Here is a 17,039-nt window from a genome sequence, read left to right on the forward strand (position 1 = left end):
CTATAACGGAATTTATGTAAAAAGATAGTCACCAAGATAATAAATAACGCCGGGAGGGGAAATGATAACATGATAAGTGGTAAAGTCCCGATAAGCAGGGAAGGTGTTGTGAAAGTCAGGAATAAATGTTAGGTTGAGTACGTAAAACACGATACCATGAAAATTGTTTTATTCGCACTGCTTTCCCTGACAGGCATTAAATCATGGTCACAGGACAAAATAGCCTCCTATATCGTTGCTCCTGATCAGCGGATTCATTTTTACTGGAAATTAGTACCAGGTCAGACTTTCAGCACCATAGCAGACCTTAAAAACAAGCTGGCAGCTAAAAATGATACCCTTGTTTTTGCCATGAACGGAGGAATGTTTCAGCCTGACTATGCGCCGGTAGGGTTGTATATCCAGCGGCAGCAGGAAATAACGCCGCTGAACATCACCAGCACATACGGGAATTTCGGTTTACAACCCAATGGTGTTTTTTACCTGACCACCGAGCAGGTGGCCGTTGTTTGTACCAGCAACCATTTCAGAAATGACGGACATATTAAATACGCCACGCAATCAGGGCCTATGCTGGTGATTGATGGCGCCATTCATCCTGCTTTTAAAGCCGGTTCAAAGAACCTCAATATCAGGAATGGCGTAGGCATTTTGCCGGACGGCAGTGTGCTGTTTGCCATTTCAACAGCCCCCATTACCTTTTATGATTTCGCCCTGTTTTTTAAGAATAAAGGATGCAAAAATGCCCTGTACCTGGATGGGGCTATTTCCCAGATGTATTGTCCGGAAAAAGAGATGTGGCAGGACAACGGGAAATTTGGTGTGATCATCGGCATCGTGAAGGCCGCAGTAGTATTATAAATTACATTAACCCTTTTTTCAGATCATCGCGCCTGGACCTTGACACCGGAACGATACTACCGTCGAGCATCAGCAGGTAGCCGCCGGATTCTTTTACCATACTGCGTACAAACTTTTTGTTCACCAGGTGCGATTGGTGACAACGAAGAAAGCCATATGGCGCCAGCATTTCCTCATATTCATATATAGAAACAGCCACCGTAATTTTTTCTCCATCTTTCAGGTAGAAGTGTGTATAGCTATTGCTGCTTTCGCAGCGAACAATGTCCCTGGTGTATACAAACCTGGTTTCTTTCAGTGAAGGGAGGGCTATGCGATGTTCTTCTTTCCGTTGCCCCTGCTGTAATATTTCCACCAGGTATTGCATTTGCTGGTGTTGCTTTTTCTTGGCGATGGCCATAGCGGCTTTATCTACCGCTGCTTTGAGCTCAGTGGTATCTACCGGTTTCAGGAGATAATCCATGGCTGCAAATTTTACGGCCTGTATGCCGTATTGGTCATATGCCGTGACGAAGATCAGTGCAAAGTTAGGAGAGGAAAGTTCCTTCAGCATATCGATGCCGCTTTTGTCGGGCATCTGTATGTCAAGGAAAACAAGATCCGGCCGGAGCTGCTGAATGGCAACGATGCCTTCAGCAGCTCCGTTGGCGGTGCCGGTTACCTGAACGTCCGGACAATGTTGTTCCAGTAGCCGTTGCAGGTTAATGATGTTGATAGGTTCATCATCGATGATCAGTGCATTAATCATTGTCCAGCCAGTTTTTGAACCGGAAATAGCAGCGGGTACCACTGGCGGAGCTGCTGATGTCCAGTATTATTTTGCGATGCTTATACATCCGGTTAAAGAGTGCTATGCGTTCCCGCGTGAGTGGTATCCCATGACCGCTGGCGCCGTTGTTTGGATTAAATCCGTTGCCGTTGTCGGTCACGTATAACAACAAGTCCGATTGCTCTCTGGTGACTTGCAACGTAAGCACGCCATTTTCTCTTTTACCGGAAAGACCATGTTTAGCGGCATTTTCGATCAGTGGTTGTGCCAGCAGTGGCAGTATCGTAATCTCATCTGCCGGTAGGCCAGGTAAAATATCCAGGACATAGCAAAAACCAAAGCGGAGTCTTTCCAGCTCAATATAGTTATTCAGATCCTTTAGTTCAACACTGAGTGGTACAAACTCTTTTCGTCCCTGTGAAACAGCGCTGCGCAGCAAGGCGGCAAATCCGCTGAGGTATTTATTGGCTTTGTCTGTTTGCTGGTCATTCATCAACCCCTGGATGGAACCCAGTGCATTAAACAGGAAGTGCGGATTCATCTGTGCCTGTAAGGCCTGCATTTCCAGTTGCAGGTATTTGATGCGCCGTTTATTTTTCCGGGTCCGGGAAATAAAGTAGCCTAAGAGGAGGAGGGTCACCGCTGCCGCAAAAAGAATCACTTTAAACCAGGTGGTTTGGTACCATAGTGGCGGGGTGTAAAAGGTATAGACAGATAATTTACCGTGACCATCCGCATATTTCACTTCCAGCTTGTAGTGCGCATTGTCACTTAGTGTTGTCATGAGCACCAGCCCGTCTGTTTTTTGCCAGGCAGTATCCCGGTAGCGGCCGCCGGTTATGCGATACAAAAGAATGGAGTCATTGGCTTCGCTGTTATCTCTTCTGAAATAAAATGCCATCTGACTCCTGGAGGAAATAAGCTCATTGTTACCCGCTAATCCGCTCCCCGGCCGGTCGCGATAACGCAGCGAATTATATATCAGGCTGCTTTTTTGCGTCAGTTGGCTACTGATAAAGGAAAGCTCATTGCGATCCTCATCATGCACATTCGTCATCATGAAAGGTTGCGTGTAAGCATTCTCCCGGTGAAGATGCAACCGGAACAACGGGGCGCCGCTATCTCTCCGCAATTCTATCAGCATACTGTCGCCTACATTCAGGCTGTCATTTACCAGCCAGTAAACGAGCGGCTGTTCGTGAGACGGTGTAGTACAGAGGAGGTTCGAATCTTTAAAAGACGGCATTTTCTGGATATACTGCCAGTCCCTCACCAGGGTATCGTTCCGGTACACCCTTGTTTGTAGCGCTGCTATCGGAAAAGCCCGTTGATCGCGGGCAGAGCTATCGTAGTAAAACGTGCCGGTTTTTCTTCTTTTGTCGATGGTAGTACTATCATTTTTATAAGCACTCAGGATCACGTGGCTACCATATACCGTGAATTGTTCCTCTTTAAAAGGAAGTGCAAGGTAGTTGGGGATGTCGTCATGGATGGTCGTTATGTAGTTATTGGCAAGGGTCATATGAAATCCCGGCAAGGAAAAGTGTTGCCCGAATTGAGATGGGTTTTCCACCTGGGCACTTGCGGACGATACTCCCAAAAACAACAGCAGTAACGCAAAGCGTATTCCTTTGTTCATGATTAAAGATATATTATTTGAGTAATGAAGGCAATAATTTGAAAAGATCCAGATCTGCTGTTACCGTCTTTCCTGTGGGATGGTGGCAGAGAATGAAGTAACCGGGACATCCGTTTCTTGTAAAAATGCGTAGTCTTCCCCGTTATAATATGCTCCTTCTTGAAAGTGACCACTCCCGGTTTGAATTTGACCCCTTCCCGCATAAATCAATGATTTTTTACAATTCCTGGTCCGGGCACCAGGCTACTTTTGTATAAAATAATGAACACCATGAACACGATAAAAACAGCAACAGCCACCATATCCCTGCTATTAGCCGGCGCAATGACACCTGGAATAGCAAATGCACGGCAAGTAAACAAACACGCAAACAATAAAACATTTACCATGGAAAACAATAAAGCGATCGTACAGGAATTATATGAAACATCCTTGAATAAGAAACAGCTGGAACTATTACCCAACCAGATATCTGAAGAGTTTGCCGGCGCAGGAGGCGCAAAAGGGGTAAAGGGATTTATAGATCCATTCATGCCATTAATCAATGCTTTCCCGGATATTCAGTATAAATTAATCACGCTGGTAAGTGAAGGAGACAAAGTAGTAGTCCGGTGGAAATGGACCGGTACACAAACCGGCACCTTCCGGAATGTTCCGGCCACAGGCAAAACGATCAGCAGCGATGGCATCTCTATATATGAATTCAAAAACGGGAAAATAGTGGGTTCAGATGTGCAGCTCGATCGTTTGGGTATTTTGCAATCCCTCGATGTGGTACCGGCTAATATCGCACCGGTAAAGCCAATAAAAGACCAGGTACAGTTCATCGATAAATTCCTGGTACCGGCTAATGCCATCGCTGAATTCAAGGAACGAACCGCGTTTAACCGTCAGTTCATCAAAACTTTGCCTGGATTCATTACGGATGCAGAATACGTGTATACCGATGAACAAGGTAACCTTATCTGTATAACGGTGGCGCAGTGGGAGAGCAGAGAAGCTTTGTCAAAGGCGAAAGAAACCGTGCAGGCAAAATATAAAGAACAGGGATTTAATCCCGCAGAAATGTTCAAACGCTTAGGTATAACAGCCGATAGAGGCATTTATACTGCAGTAGGATCCAACTAAAAGTAGTGGAAGGAGGTGTGCAGGTACTCCTGCACACCTTTTTATTTTTTCGGAGCAGTAACAGGCAGGGCCTGTGTTACCGGGAGTATAATCTGAAATGTGGCGCCATCCTGATGTTTTGAAACACCATATATTTCTCCCTGGTGGTTGACCACAATCTTTTTACATAAAGCCAGGCCGATGCCGGTGCCGGCGTATTCTTCCACATTGTTTAAGCGGTGGAAGATCAGGAAAATCTGGTCAGCATACTGTGGTTCAAACCCGATACCATTATCTTTAAAGCTGATCACGTAATAAGACAATTTAGGATGAAGCCCTATCATTTTCTTCTGGACCTCCTTCGTTAGTTTGCTGGCAGAAATGTGAATTAACAGGGGCGTATCTTTCCTGGAAAATTTAATGGAATTACTGATCAGGTTATAAAAAAGCTGGCTGATTTGTACCGGGATAGCTTCAATCACCGGCAACTGTTCCCGATAGATCACCACATTTTTTTCATGGATGAGTAAATCAAAATCATTGATTACCTGGGTCAGCACTTCATTCAGATCTATTTTATCAAACGGCACATCTCCGTGGAGTATCCTGGAAAAGTTGAGGACTTCCTTAATCAGGTTAGACATTCTTTCTGCAGACGTGAGTATTTTACTAATCAGTTCCTGCGCTTTTTCCGGGAGATCTTTTGTGAACCGGTCGTTCAGCGTAGAAGAGAAGGTCCGGATTTTACGAAGCGGCTCCTGCAGATCATGAGAGGCGATGTAGGCAAACTGCTTCAGGTTTTCATTGGAGTGTAGCAGTTTCACATTGGCTTCGTGCAGGGAGAAAGTTCTTTCCGATACCTGTTTTTCCAGTTCATCGGTAAACAGCTGTACTTCTTTTTCCAGCTTTCTCTTCACCGTAATATCTTCAATGGCCAGCAGGATCAGTTGTTCTTCGTTATGATCTCTCAGGATGCGGCTGGCATTTAAAAGCATCATACGTTCACCTAAGAGCGGAAAGGAGTGGATAACTTCAAAATCAACGATATTGGTTTTCTCCGGTAATATCTTTTCCAGCATTTTGCGGAGACCGGGGATATTCCATTGTTTATTGTTGAATTCAAATAGATGCTTGCCTACGATACCTTCTTCTGTAGCATGAAAAATGGTATAGAATGGCTGGTTCGCACTTTTTACTTCCAGGTTTTTATTCAGGATGATAAAAGGTTCGCGAATGGTGGTAACGATAGACTCTGCATATAACCGCGAAAGATCCAACTGTTCATTTCTGTCAGATATTTCCTGGTTTACAATGATCAGTTCTTCGTTGCTGGTTTGTATTTCTTCTTTGGATGTTTCCAGTTCTTCGTTCAGGCTTTGCAGCTCTTCGCTGCCGGAAAGCAATTCTTCGTTAGCACTTTGCAGTTCTTCATTGGTAGCCTGTTGTGCGCCCGAGATATTTCTCATATCCTCTCTTACCTGGGCCAGCTCTTTTTGCAGGGACTGTATTCTTGCGCGATCTTTGCCTTGTTTCGGTGTATCAGTGGTATCTGCTTGCTCCCTGCTGATAGCGGTATCTTTAAAGAGAATTAAATAATGTGGTTCAATCGTATTCAACAGTGGAATCACTTCAATGGTTACCAGGTATTCCGTGTCTGTAAACAAAAAAGGGATGTCTGATTTTACCATCGCCGCTTTACTGCTTTTAGCTTTATGCAAAGTATTCCGCAGTTCAAAAGCGAGTCCTTCCCTGGCCATTTTCAGGACATTCAGGTCGGGCTTACCAGGAGAGGGTTCCAGCCATCGGCCGGTGGCTCCCCGGAATTGCACAATTTCCAGCTGTTCATTTACGATGACGCCTGCGGGCGCATACCTGGACAGGATGATCTCATCTGCATTTTTCTGGAAATCATCTTTTGCACTTTCATTTCTTGTTGATCCGTAGGTAAATCCTTTAAAGACTTCCTCCTTCCGGTCAGGGATCAAATGCATGAATTTACCGGGTATCGCTTTGCGGGTATAAATTTTAGCGTGGTTATCCAACACGTTGTAGAGTTCTGCCGCGGGACCGGTTGTTTCAGATTTGCCCAGTATCAGGATGCCTTTGTCTTTCAGTGCATAATGAAAAGTGGTCAATGCTTTCTTTTGCAACACCGGTTCCACATAAATGAGAGAGTTGCGGCAGCTGATCAGGTCCATTTTAGCAAATGGAGGATCTTTCAGATAATTATGACAGGCAAATATGCAGGCATCGCGGATAGATTTATGGAGCCGGAATTTGTTATCCGTTTTAGTAAAGAATTGCTGGAGGCGACTGGCAGAAACGCCACTTACTTCACTCTTTTTATAGATACCTGTTCTGGCTTTATTGATAGCGATTTCAGAAATGTCGGTAGCAAATACCTGTATCGGTATTACAGCCGCCTGTTCGCCCAGGTATTCGTGCAGGCAAATTACAATAGAATACGCTTCTTCTCCGGTAGAGCAGCCGGCTATCCATATGCGGATGGGGTCATTGGTAGATTTGTTTTTTGCCAATAAAGGAATCACCGTTTCGCCTAATTTCTCGAAGATCTCCGGATCCCGGAAAAACTGGGTCACAGGTATCAGGAGATCCTGGTATAGGTTATCCTGTTCCTCTTCATTTTCTTTCAGGTAAACAAGGTATTCACCTATACTCTCCTTCATGCTCAGCGAAATGCGGCGTGCCATGCGGCGGCGTATCGTGGTTTGTTTATAATGGGTGAAATCAACGCCCCGGCGTATATGCAGCAGCGACAGGATTTGCCGGTATCCTTCTTCTGCAGACAGTGTACTGCTAACATGGTGTTGTGTATCGTTTAAGAGCCTTAGTTGTTTGGGCATTGCTTCCGGCAGCAATATGAAATCTGCCACGTTTGCATCAATAGCATTTTGTGGCATACCATCATAGGCAGCAGAGGCGGGTTGTTGCGCAAATGTAGTGCCTCCCTGTTCTTTAATATCTTTCAGGCCAAGGGTCCCGTCTGTACCTGTGCCGGACAAAACGATGCCAATCGCCTGATGTTGGTGTACTTCTGCCAAAGAGGTGAAGAAGACATCTATCGGCATGTTTTTTTGATTACGTGGCAATCGGGGGCTTAATTGCAGGATACCATCGGTAGCAGTCAACAACTTATTGGAAGGGATGATGTAGATGTGATCCGGCGCAACATGAATGTTGTCTGTTATTTCCTGGATGGGAATTTTAGTGACCTTTTGCAGCAGATCTGCTAAGATGCTTTCATGAGCCGGGTCCAGGTGTTGTACCAATATATAGGCCATACCTGAATCGGCCGGAATTGCTTTTAATAATCGCTTGAAAGCATCTAGTCCACCCGCAGAGGCGCCGATGCCTACAACAGGGAAGAGGTTGGATGAGCGTATTTTTACCTTATCCATGTTTAACCATGCATCCCGCATTTAATGGGGTGCCTGTGGCCCGAAAGGTACTAAATATTAGGTAGTCCGGCTGAAAAGCTTACCTTTAGCTTCTCCTCGGGGTTTAAAATAACCAGGTTCAGACGTCCTTGCGAAAAACAAAAAAATATTACATTGTTGATGATGATATTGATGATCAACAGTATTTAATCGAAGCGTTAACCGAAAATGATCGTTCTGCCCAGTGTTACACTGCTAACAATGGACAGGAAGCGATGACCTACCTGGAAAACATTTCATCTCTATTTCCCGATGTTATTTTTTTAGACCTGAATATGCCCAGGATGGGCGGCAAGCAATGCCTCACAGAACTCAAGCTCCTCCCGCTTTTGCGCGACATTCCCGTTGTCATGTATTCCACTTCTTCCGATAAAAAAGAAATGGCAGACACCATTCAAATGGGCGCCGCACACTTTCTAGTAAAAGGAAGTAATTTTAAGGATTTACGTCAGGAACTGACCTTGATTCTTGCTGCACTCTAAATATTTCGCTCACATATTATTTCTTTATCCCACAGGTACACCGCCATTTTTGCGGCCATAGGAAAAGGCATTATTTTACTCCATGCCTCTACCAGGCTGCCAAATGTAGGGGTATGTGCCGCCATTGCCAGCAGCGGACAAATTTCCATTTTTTCCAGGAAGGCCATTTCCCTTTGCAGATTGGGATGCCGGATCGCTGTTTTCACTTCCAGGCGATCATCCACTACGCAGGAGGATTGTACATAGGTAATAGCGGGTGATACCTGCATATTACCATTCCACAACTGTTGCAGGGTGTTGGCAATGTCGATTGTTTTTTCGGGAGCAGCCGGCGCCGCAGGGTTTTGCTGTTGCAGCGCCCCCCTTAGTCGCGCTGTGAAAATTGTTTGTGTATATTTTTCCGGGAGATAACTACCGCCGTGTTGTTTCCAGAATGCATGCGCAGGGCCCGGCCATGCCTGGCCATAGTATTGTCTTGTCCACTGGGCATGATTGACTACGGATTCTATCATCCGGTCTTCATAGTAGTGCTGTGCCAGTGCTGCTCCACCGCCTTTCAAAATAGTGTTGAGTGCAATGACTGCCTGCAGGGAAAAGCGCATTGCTTTTTCTACACCGGTAGAAGAGAGCGGGTCAATGGCAAATGCTGCTTCGCCCAGTTGCAACCAGTTATGCTGCCAGGGCTGCGTATGTGCATACACCGCTACTGCGCAGGATTGTGATGGATGTAGCTCCCGGTCCTGCCGGAACAGATGCGATTCCTGCAGCAGGCTATTATAAATAGCGTGTGGGCGTTGCCGTTTGATAGTGTCAGGTGCAGTAAAAGTAATGATGCGATACCGTCCATCATGCAGCGGTGCGCCCCATATCCATCCATTTTCAACGGCTTCCACACAGGTGTGGGCAGGCATCCGGCTGGCCGGCAGATAGGCCCACATGCCTACCATAGGGGCTGCGGTGAGCATTCGTTGCTGCTGCTGTATCCCCCGTTTGCCCCGTGCATCCAATACAAACATCGCCTGCACGGCAAACAGCCCTTTTGATAGCCGGATATGGACCTCCCAGTTTTTGCCGTTATGTTGGCTGCTTTCATATTTGGCTGGCTGGAACAGCTGAAGACCACGGGCAACGGCGAGGTCCAGCAATGCCTTATCCAGTAATCCCCTGTCTGCCATCACACCATGTCCGCGCAGTTGCGGTGTCAGCAGCTGCGGTTGTTGAGATTCCCATATTACCTGTGCCGGCAACTGATGCTGACAATGGGATGCGGTTAAAAGATGCGCTGCATCCAGGTACTCAAAAATGTGATGAATGCCGGGAGAAAGTGATTCACCAATCTGAGGCCGGGGGAAGGCCTCGCTTTCCACCATCGCCACACGATAGCCCAGCGAGAGCAGGCGCAGTGCTGCGCATGTTCCTGCCGGGCCTGCGCCAATAATTAATATGTTGAATGATTCCATGTAAATTTTCAACCTGAGTGGTCTGCTCTGAAATGTAAGGACAGTAATGTAATAGCGTGCTGATAAATTTTTTGAGACATTGAATTACCGGTACCATTCCGGCGCCAGTCGGCTTAACCGTTCATGCGCCTGCATGGTATAATGCAACCAGCCACGGATATAATCACAGGCATGGCGGCCTTTTTCCAATACTTCATGATGACAACCACCGCCGCACAGGTATTTCGCCCAGCAGCTGTTACAGGGTTCCTGTTGATGTACATGACGGGATGCCAGCCAGTTGTTTTGCAACGTGGCATCTACACCATCGTAAATATTGCCCATACTACCTGCCGGTTCATTCACAAAACGATGGCAGGCAAACATATCACCATCAGCAGAAACACCCATATAGCCAGCGCCTGCACCGCAGGGATAAGGCCGGTGTGTGCCTTTGGCGATTTCCTTTAATGCGTTGACCATATTCAGAAAAGGAAAGCGTTTGCCCAGCATCACATGTTGTTCGAATAACAGTCCGCAGGCGATCATGCCTTCCAGCATTATTTCGAGATCCTGCTTTGTCATTTCATCGCGGCCATTGGCTGCGCGCAGCAAAGGAGAAAAGCCCACACTGTGAAAGCCCATGCCTACAAATTCGAGTAGGGTATCACCCAGATTTTTTTGGGTAGGCGTTACCGTTACTCTCGCTGATACCTGCATACGCCGTTGTGCAAGGAGCAGTGGTTGTATTTTTTCGATGATCTGCGCATAAGTGCCGGCGCCATTTTTCATGGGCCGTTGCTGATCGTGTTGCTCGCCAATACCATCCAGACTTACCGTTACGGCAAAACCATATTCTTCAAAAAAAGCGGCATCTGCCGGCTTTAGCAAGGTACCGTTGGTTGTCAGGGAGAAGTTGACCTGCACATTTTTTTTCGCGCCGGCTTCTGCCGCATATACGGTGGCAGCCTGCAGCGATTTCCGGTTGATCAGTGGTTCGCCACCGAGGAAGGTCAGCTGCACTTTACCACCGGGCGCACAATCTTTCAACAGCAGGTCGATAGATTTTTTGGCGGTATCCAGCTGCATATTTTTAGCAGGTCCGCCAAAGTCGCCCTGATCGGCGTAGCAGTAGGTACAGCCCATGTTGCATTTCTGCGCAATGGCCAGGGAGAGTGCATATACCGCCGGACTTTGCAGTGGTGTATCGTCTATGAGCGGTGTGGTATTCAGTCCCATCTGTACCAGTTCCTGGTGAATGGCGGCTTCGTCGTGCTGATCGATTAAGTGTTGCAAGTGTTGTGCGGTGTCCGGAGAAATTTTATGCAGCCGGCTACCGTTACTCACAAACAATTGTGTATGCCCGGTGGAGGGAACAATATGTATTTGAGAAGAGCCAGGCATTGACTGCCTGGCTATCTGCGATGCCAGCTCCGTGGCAATTGCGGTGAGTGAATGTTTCGTGATATTTGAGGGAGAAGGAGCGGGCATTATTGTTTGTTTTTGCTTTTATCGATGATAACCTCTTTCCGGTCTTTATCATTCCAGGGGAGTGTGTCGTGCCCATTGCCTGCTGCGCTGGCATTATTTTGTGCATTGCTATGGGTAGTATCTGTTGTACCACTGCTCAGTGCATCGCGGCCGTTGATGATAAAGTTGAGTTCCCCTTCCCAGTTCTGGAATAAATCATTATAGGAAAACAGCCTGCTGTCTACACGGTTATCCGGTACATATTCACCGGTACGTCTTTTAGCCAGCCACATATCTCCTTTACTGAGGCCGTTTTCGCCAGGTTCTATGTTTACATAGTCGGGGCGTGTAGCAGCCCAGTAGTAACAGGCGCATTCCCGGTAATCATTTTGCCAGGGCGCACACAATCCTTGTGTGAGTTCTCCGGGACGCAGTATGGCCCTGGAAATGGCGGCGCTGTTGGCCGCGAATATGTCACGCATCACAAAGGGGAAGGTGGGGAATGCGGTGGTATCTTTCAGTTGATCTGCCGTTACCAATACTGGCAGATTGGCCGCTCCGGGAGTAAAATGGAGTGTTACAGTATCGCCTCCTTTTACGCCGAGGGATGCAAAGAAATTAGACCATTCCATAAAGGCCGCTCCACTGGGATTGTCTTTGGTGCTGAGAGGTATGCTGTCGCCACCGGGAAATACGGGGCCTTCTCCCATGACCATGGTAGGTTTTCCATTGATACCTACAATACGGCGCTCAGCGAGACCTTTGCCGGAGGAATCGTGGAGCACATAGTTATCATTTTCGCTGACGGTGAGATCATGGAAGATGTACCGCCAGAGGTTTCTGAAATCTGATTCCAGGCCGGGGAAGCAGTTGGAAATGGCTGCTCTTGATAATACACTGTAAGGGTTACCCTCGCCCCGGTGATGTATCTGCGCCTGTAAGTCGTTCGCATCAATGGTGCCGGCTTTTGAGCCGCTTTGCGTAGCTCCGTTCACGTTATTATCCTCGAACATGGCGTTGGCAGCGGCTTTTATCACCGTGTTGATCATGCGATAGGTGAGTGTCAGCCCGCGGCCATCGGCGCCGCGCATCAGCCCCGGCATTTTACGCCGTTCCTTGTCAGACAGGTCACCGATTTTATCCGGACGGCGCAATGCATCCGCAAACCAGGCGGCCATACCGGTACTCAGCCCGTTGAATACTCTTTCATGTAATGATTGCAGGGCCAGGTTATCTACAATAGAACTGGCCATGATAGGCTCGTATAGTCTGCCGAAATCATTGGTATCCTGACGTACCATTGTGCTGGCCACATTCCACCTGCCATTGATAGGGTTGCCATTCATCACGTTGGTATTCATCAGCGAAATAGATTCAAAGGCACGGCGTACAATATCTTCTGCTTCTTCAATAGACACTTCATCATCGCGTTCCGTACCCAGCAGGATCTGTTCCAGTTCATCCGAAATAGCCCGGATAGGCAGGATGTCTGGTGCAAAGGCGGGAGGGCCCGCACAGATATGAGCAGAAGCCTGTATGAAAGGTATCTGGGTGGACAGCACTGTAACAACGACTGTACCATCACATTCATCATCTATATACCCCCAGCTGTACTGATTACCATCGCTATCGGAATAACCGGCAAAGATCTGTGCAGGCATGGTATACTTCGGATTGAAGTTGGGTGACTCGCTGTAAGTGAACCATGGCTTGTCCGGATTATATAGTAGCTGTGCCTCACTGGTAATGTTGGGATCTGGTGTAGGCTCCTGTCCTTTGGCTTTGATGCTGTTGAGAGAAGCACCGTATACCTTACCGCCACCGGGAGTATACCGGAGCCGGATACCCGGAAATTCGGCCGAAGGTTTAATAAACTGTACGGTACCCAGCGGCAGTTTTTTAGTACCTGAAAAATTGACGCAGCTGGCCAGTACTTCTTTGGGCGCAAAATCATTGTTAGTGATGAGCACCGTAGCAGTAATGTTATCGTTCTCGTCATTGGTTCTGCGCATAATCTTGGAATTATGCAGCGTTATATCCCATGCCACATCCGACAATTTAAAGCCGGCCTGCTCAAGCACTGCTTCTGTCAGTGGAACCAATACGCCGGGTTTATCTTCCAGAATGGCAAATACTTCCAGGAAAGGAGCTACCGGGCGAATAGTGCCGGTGGTATCGGTAGTACTCTTTGCATCTTTAAAAATGATTTCCGTGGGAGTAGTCACACTTAGTTCATGTGTGGTAGGGTCTACATAAAAGGTAGGCTTGGGCACTATTTTGCGGAAGCCCAGTGGCTTGTCTGCCGGTATTTCCAGGTCGTAAGCAGCTACCGGAGTAGCGGATGAACCCAGTCTGGCTACGGCAAATGGCGGTAGTATGCGTATTTCAGTGATCTTCATAGTTGTTATTTTGAGGATGGATGTCAGGCGTTTACGGATAACATATCGTTGATGATCTGCAGCAGCTTTTTATCTGCTTCCAGCAGCCCATAGAGATAACGATGATTTTTTTCCGGTGTAGTCAACAGCAACGTTTCTATGATGGTAGCAGATGCCTGGATGACATCGGCATGGGTACGCCACCGGTTATGTTCACCTGCCGGCAATAACAATGTATATGGTATCAGGAAGGGAGGACCTGCTGTTTTATCGCCTACACCTACTTTCAGTGGCATTTGTACCATCGCGGTAGCGATGCTGCGGAGGTTATACATTTCACCGAAAGTGGAATTAATGATCAGCCCTCTCGGCGTTACTGCACCGGCGGCGTTTAATCCATCTTCCAATACAAAACTATGGGTAAGGAAATTTAACAGCATCCGGTACCGCAGGTTAAAGAGATGGCCCCAGTTCTGCGCTTCCGGATTGGTGATCTTATCGCGTTCTTCATCGGACGATTGTCCTTCAGAAGGATCATCGCTTTCATCCTCCGTATCTGAAGGGATAAAAGGATTGACAGCCACGTTTCTGGCAGGTGCCCAGGAGGTACCTGCTTCTGCAATCACGTCCCGCATTTCTTTATATACATTCAGGAACCGGATAAAGTGAGAAGGTTCATCTGATTCTACCGTATTATCTTCTCCCTGCTCCGCAATGGCGTTGAGGGCATTGTATGCATCATCTCTGCTGGCCAGTGGCATTACCAGTACGTCGGGACTGCCTTTGGGACTACCACCATGGGTATTACCACGCTGTCCACCGGCATATCCACGGCCCCATTCATCGAACTTGGCCTGGAAAGGGTAGGTGTCTGCCTGGAATATTTCATCACCAATAACGGCAGGGTCCTGAATCAGGTGTAACAGTACATGGAACAATGCGCCTACGGTGTTGGCTTTGGGTACTTCTGCCGCCACTCTGTCCTTTATTTCTTTTGCCAGTGGATCTTCGCTGTTAATAAAGGTAGCAGGCGCTTCTGCATATACGTATTTAGCGAGGGAATTAAGCGTCAGTGGCTCCAGCTTGAAAGGGAAAGGGTAGAAGGGCGTATCCCAGGGATAGTCCTGTCTTTCGAAGTGTAAGGGGCCGCCAATGAGCTTCAGCACATTCTGTACAGATACAAAATGGCCCATCTCTTCTTTGGCGATGCCGAGGATCACTTCCTGCCAGGTGCTGATCTGCTCCCGGTATTTTTCAGGTACCTGTGGGCCGCCCAGGCTATAGGCTGCGTAGAGGTATTGGAGCATTAGTCCGTGTTCAATTTCTGCATCTATATGCAGGAGGAAGGTCACATAATCTTTGCCATTGAATTCAGGCGGAATAAGAATGGGTTGTTCATCTGCAAGGATTTCTTCTGTCAGGAATGTTTGGAATCCTTCCTTTCCGCCAATCAGGGCAGATTGTCTGGTGATTTCTGCCCGGCGTTCTTCTGTCTGGGCTCTTTTAAAGACGGGTCCAAGGAAACGTTGATAGTTACTTTGCATAAAGGATAGCTGATTAAGTGTTATAATTGAGTGTGAGTCGTAAATATTGCTGAAGTCCATTTAGGGACACGAAGGGCTATGCATGTAAAGTATTTTGTGTGGTTATTTTGAGTCTTCTTCGTGATTATTGGGATAAATAAAATACGGTCATTTTTGCGACCTGGCAAAATTAATTTAGTCACATGGAGATATGATTAACAATACGTTGATATTGTTAACCACCTATGCCTTCACCTGGGAATGAAAGACTGCAATTTTAACCTGATGCTATTCAAACCGCAGTGTATTTAATTTCCATTTACAATTGTTTAAATTCTATTCACAGGTTACTGTTGAATTATAAACTAATTTCTATCCCGTATTCAACCAGAACTGAACGAGCGCCATTGATAAGAACCCGTTACTGAGCATTTAATCATGAAAACCCACAGATCCCCTTTTTTTCATCACAAAAAAACAGACGTATGAAAAACACGATGTTTGCCGCCGCTTTAATCGCGCTGGGCATACTTTCAGGATGTACCAGGAAGAGTACTCCCGGTAATGAATTGCAGCCTATCCCTGCCAAAAATCAAAAGTTACAGGTACTTGCCACGCCACCTGCCACCTGGCAGGAGCATTGGTTTGAGCATGTACAATTGCTGAACCGCGTTTTTTACGACACCAGCGTAGCGGTGTATTACGACAATGATGTAAACAGCAGCGTCACCTGGCCATTTACTTATCTGGCACAGGTATGGAACTACACCAAAAGCACCTACGGTACTTTCGGTGATGATTCACGTCTCTTTGTCATCCTGCATACCGGCAAATATTCCGGCGGGCACCCGTCCACTTACATGGTGGGCGATCATGATTACCGGAATGTGATCGATGTTGGCTCATCTGATCCAAACGCCTGGATCAGCGGCAATGGCGGTGATATTGACATCACCACGCATGAAGTAGGGCATATTGTGGAAGGCGCTTCCAAAGGCGTACATAATTCACCTGCCTTTGGCATCTGGCACGACAGTAAATGGATGGAAATTTACCAGTACGATGTATACCAGGCGCTGGGCCGTAGCAGTGATGTGACCCGCTGGTATAACTCAAAGATCACGCAAACAGATCCTTATCCGCGTGCCGGCACCTATTGGTTCCGCGATTGGTTTTATCCCATCTATCACAACTATGGCGGCGCTACTGCATTAAATAAATTCTTTGTGTTGCTGGCACAGCATTTCCCAAAAACAACCTTCAATAATGGCATCACCACTTATCCCGAATATACCCGGGGGATGAACTTCGGGGAGTTTGTACATTTCTGGAGCGGCGCCGCTAACACGGACCTGAAACAACTGGCACTAACAGCTTTCGGCCATAAAGATGAACAGGGTAACGACTGGACAGCCCAACTTAAACAGGCTAAAGTAACTTTCTCCGGCATTACCTATCCTTCCAATGATATCACCGGGCAGGGTACCATTACTGTCAGCAATGAAAATGGCGGTGGCGCGGGTGCTACAGAAGGATCTTTAAAACTAACAGACAACGTATACGGCAGCAAGTTTTTTGTTGGCGGAGTGCCCACTACTTTTAAGATGCAGCTGCAGTTCCCTACCGGACAAACAGTGAAGTCATATACCCTTACCTCCGGTGATGATGCTATAGACCGGGATCCTAAAAACTGGCAGCTGAAAGGGTCTGATAATGGCACTACCTGGACAGTACTGGATACACAGAATAATCAGGCATTTGGTGCGAGAAATCAAACCAGGCAGTTTAGCATTTCGAATACTACAGCGTATAAATATTATGCCGTGTATGTAACGGCCACCAATGGGAGTGTAGACTTTCAGTTGAGTGAATGGAGAGTGTTGAAATGATATTTTAGCTAATGCAGCGAATGA

At 47.0% G+C, this 17,039-nt stretch carries 11 protein-coding genes; 4 read left to right on the top strand and 7 right to left on the bottom strand.

The features are described 5' to 3' along the window. Positions 1–156 precede the first annotated feature (156 nt). A complete protein-coding gene (locus AB4Z08_RS25685) occupies positions 157–861 on the top strand; it encodes a phosphodiester glycosidase family protein (RefSeq protein WP_441576640.1) in 705 nt (234 codons plus the stop codon). Position 862: 1 nt separating this feature from the next. On the opposite strand, the gene AB4Z08_RS25690 is transcribed toward AB4Z08_RS25685, so the two are convergent. Together AB4Z08_RS25690 and AB4Z08_RS25695 are read right to left on the bottom strand one after the other, a co-directional pair. Then, positions 863–1,609 carry a LytR/AlgR family response regulator transcription factor gene (locus AB4Z08_RS25690; protein WP_441576641.1) on the bottom strand — a complete coding sequence of 249 codons (747 nt, stop codon included), beginning with the start codon at positions 1,607–1,609 and terminating at the stop codon, positions 863–865. Next, positions 1,602–3,269 carry a sensor histidine kinase gene (locus tag AB4Z08_RS25695; RefSeq protein WP_441576642.1) on the bottom strand — a complete coding sequence of 556 codons (1,668 nt, stop codon included), beginning with the start codon at positions 3,267–3,269 and terminating at the stop codon, positions 1,602–1,604. The genes AB4Z08_RS25690 and AB4Z08_RS25695 overlap by 8 nt, the downstream gene beginning before the upstream one ends. A gap of 270 nt (positions 3,270–3,539) precedes the next feature. Between AB4Z08_RS25695 and AB4Z08_RS25700 the strand changes: the two genes are divergently transcribed. Next, positions 3,540–4,397: an ester cyclase gene (locus AB4Z08_RS25700; protein WP_441576643.1), complete on the top strand. Its 858-nt coding sequence runs from the start codon at positions 3,540–3,542 to the stop codon at positions 4,395–4,397. A 41-nt stretch (positions 4,398–4,438) separates the two neighbouring features. Here AB4Z08_RS25700 and AB4Z08_RS25705 read toward each other — a convergent pair whose 3' ends face one another. Further along, positions 4,439–7,795, bottom strand: coding sequence for a chemotaxis protein CheB (locus AB4Z08_RS25705; protein WP_441576644.1), 3,357 nt, complete (start codon positions 7,793–7,795; stop codon positions 4,439–4,441). 128 nt (positions 7,796–7,923) lie between these two features. On the opposite strand from AB4Z08_RS25705, the gene AB4Z08_RS25710 reads away from it, so the two are divergent. After that, positions 7,924–8,316 (top strand): response regulator, encoded by a 393-nt coding sequence (locus AB4Z08_RS25710; RefSeq protein WP_441576645.1) that lies wholly within the window; start codon positions 7,924–7,926, stop codon positions 8,314–8,316. Here the strand turns inward: AB4Z08_RS25710 and qhpG are convergent. From qhpG to AB4Z08_RS25730, 4 genes are all read right to left on the bottom strand, one after another. Next, the gene (qhpG, locus tag AB4Z08_RS25715; RefSeq protein ID WP_441576646.1) at positions 8,313–9,776 is read right to left on the bottom strand and encodes a flavin-dependent monooxygenase QhpG; all 1,464 of its coding nucleotides are present in this window, start codon (positions 9,774–9,776) and stop codon (positions 8,313–8,315) included. The two genes, AB4Z08_RS25710 and qhpG, sit on opposite strands and share 4 nt — an antisense overlap. Positions 9,777–9,860: 84 nt before the next feature. Beyond that, complete coding sequence (locus AB4Z08_RS25720; protein ID WP_441576647.1) at positions 9,861–11,246, bottom strand: radical SAM protein; 1,386 nt, start codon at positions 11,244–11,246, stop codon at positions 9,861–9,863. Then, a complete protein-coding gene (locus AB4Z08_RS25725) occupies positions 11,246–13,624 on the bottom strand; it encodes a hypothetical protein (RefSeq protein ID WP_441576648.1) in 2,379 nt (792 codons plus the stop codon). The genes AB4Z08_RS25720 and AB4Z08_RS25725 overlap by 1 nt, the downstream gene beginning before the upstream one ends. A gap of 23 nt (positions 13,625–13,647) precedes the next feature. Then, on the bottom strand, positions 13,648–15,147 hold the full coding sequence (locus AB4Z08_RS25730) for a ferritin-like domain-containing protein (protein WP_441576649.1): 1,500 nt from the start codon (positions 15,145–15,147) through the stop codon (positions 13,648–13,650). Between the two features lie 464 nt (positions 15,148–15,611). Here AB4Z08_RS25730 and AB4Z08_RS25735 point away from each other — a divergent pair, with 464 nt between their 5' ends. Beyond that, positions 15,612–17,015, top strand: coding sequence for a hypothetical protein (locus AB4Z08_RS25735; protein WP_441576650.1), 1,404 nt, complete (start codon positions 15,612–15,614; stop codon positions 17,013–17,015). Positions 17,016–17,039: the final 24 nt, after the last annotated feature.

It is taken from the genome of Chitinophaga sp. RAB17, from assembly GCF_052114225.1.
Taxonomy (GTDB): domain Bacteria; phylum Bacteroidota; class Bacteroidia; order Chitinophagales; family Chitinophagaceae; genus Chitinophaga.

What these genes read in the sequence shown, in the direction of transcription:
- qhpG (WP_441576646.1), bottom strand. Translation starts at nt 9,776, where the DNA reads ATGGAATCATTCAACATATTAATTATTGGCGCAGGCCCGGCAGGAACA.
- AB4Z08_RS25705 (WP_441576644.1), bottom strand. Translation starts at nt 7,795, where the DNA reads ATGGATAAGGTAAAAATACGCTCATCCAACCTCTTCCCTGTTGTAGGC.
- AB4Z08_RS25695 (WP_441576642.1), bottom strand. Translation starts at nt 3,269, where the DNA reads ATGAACAAAGGAATACGCTTTGCGTTACTGCTGTTGTTTTTGGGAGTA.
- AB4Z08_RS25725 (WP_441576648.1), bottom strand. Translation starts at nt 13,624, where the DNA reads ATGAAGATCACTGAAATACGCATACTACCGCCATTTGCCGTAGCCAGA.
- AB4Z08_RS25685 (WP_441576640.1), top strand. Translation starts at nt 157, where the DNA reads ATGAAAATTGTTTTATTCGCACTGCTTTCCCTGACAGGCATTAAATCA.
- AB4Z08_RS25720 (WP_441576647.1), bottom strand. Translation starts at nt 11,246, where the DNA reads ATGCCCGCTCCTTCTCCCTCAAATATCACGAAACATTCACTCACCGCA.
- AB4Z08_RS25700 (WP_441576643.1), top strand. Translation starts at nt 3,540, where the DNA reads ATGAACACGATAAAAACAGCAACAGCCACCATATCCCTGCTATTAGCC.
- AB4Z08_RS25735 (WP_441576650.1), top strand. Translation starts at nt 15,612, where the DNA reads ATGAAAAACACGATGTTTGCCGCCGCTTTAATCGCGCTGGGCATACTT.
- AB4Z08_RS25690 (WP_441576641.1), bottom strand. Translation starts at nt 1,609, where the DNA reads ATGATTAATGCACTGATCATCGATGATGAACCTATCAACATCATTAAC.
- AB4Z08_RS25730 (WP_441576649.1), bottom strand. Translation starts at nt 15,147, where the DNA reads ATGCAAAGTAACTATCAACGTTTCCTTGGACCCGTCTTTAAAAGAGCC.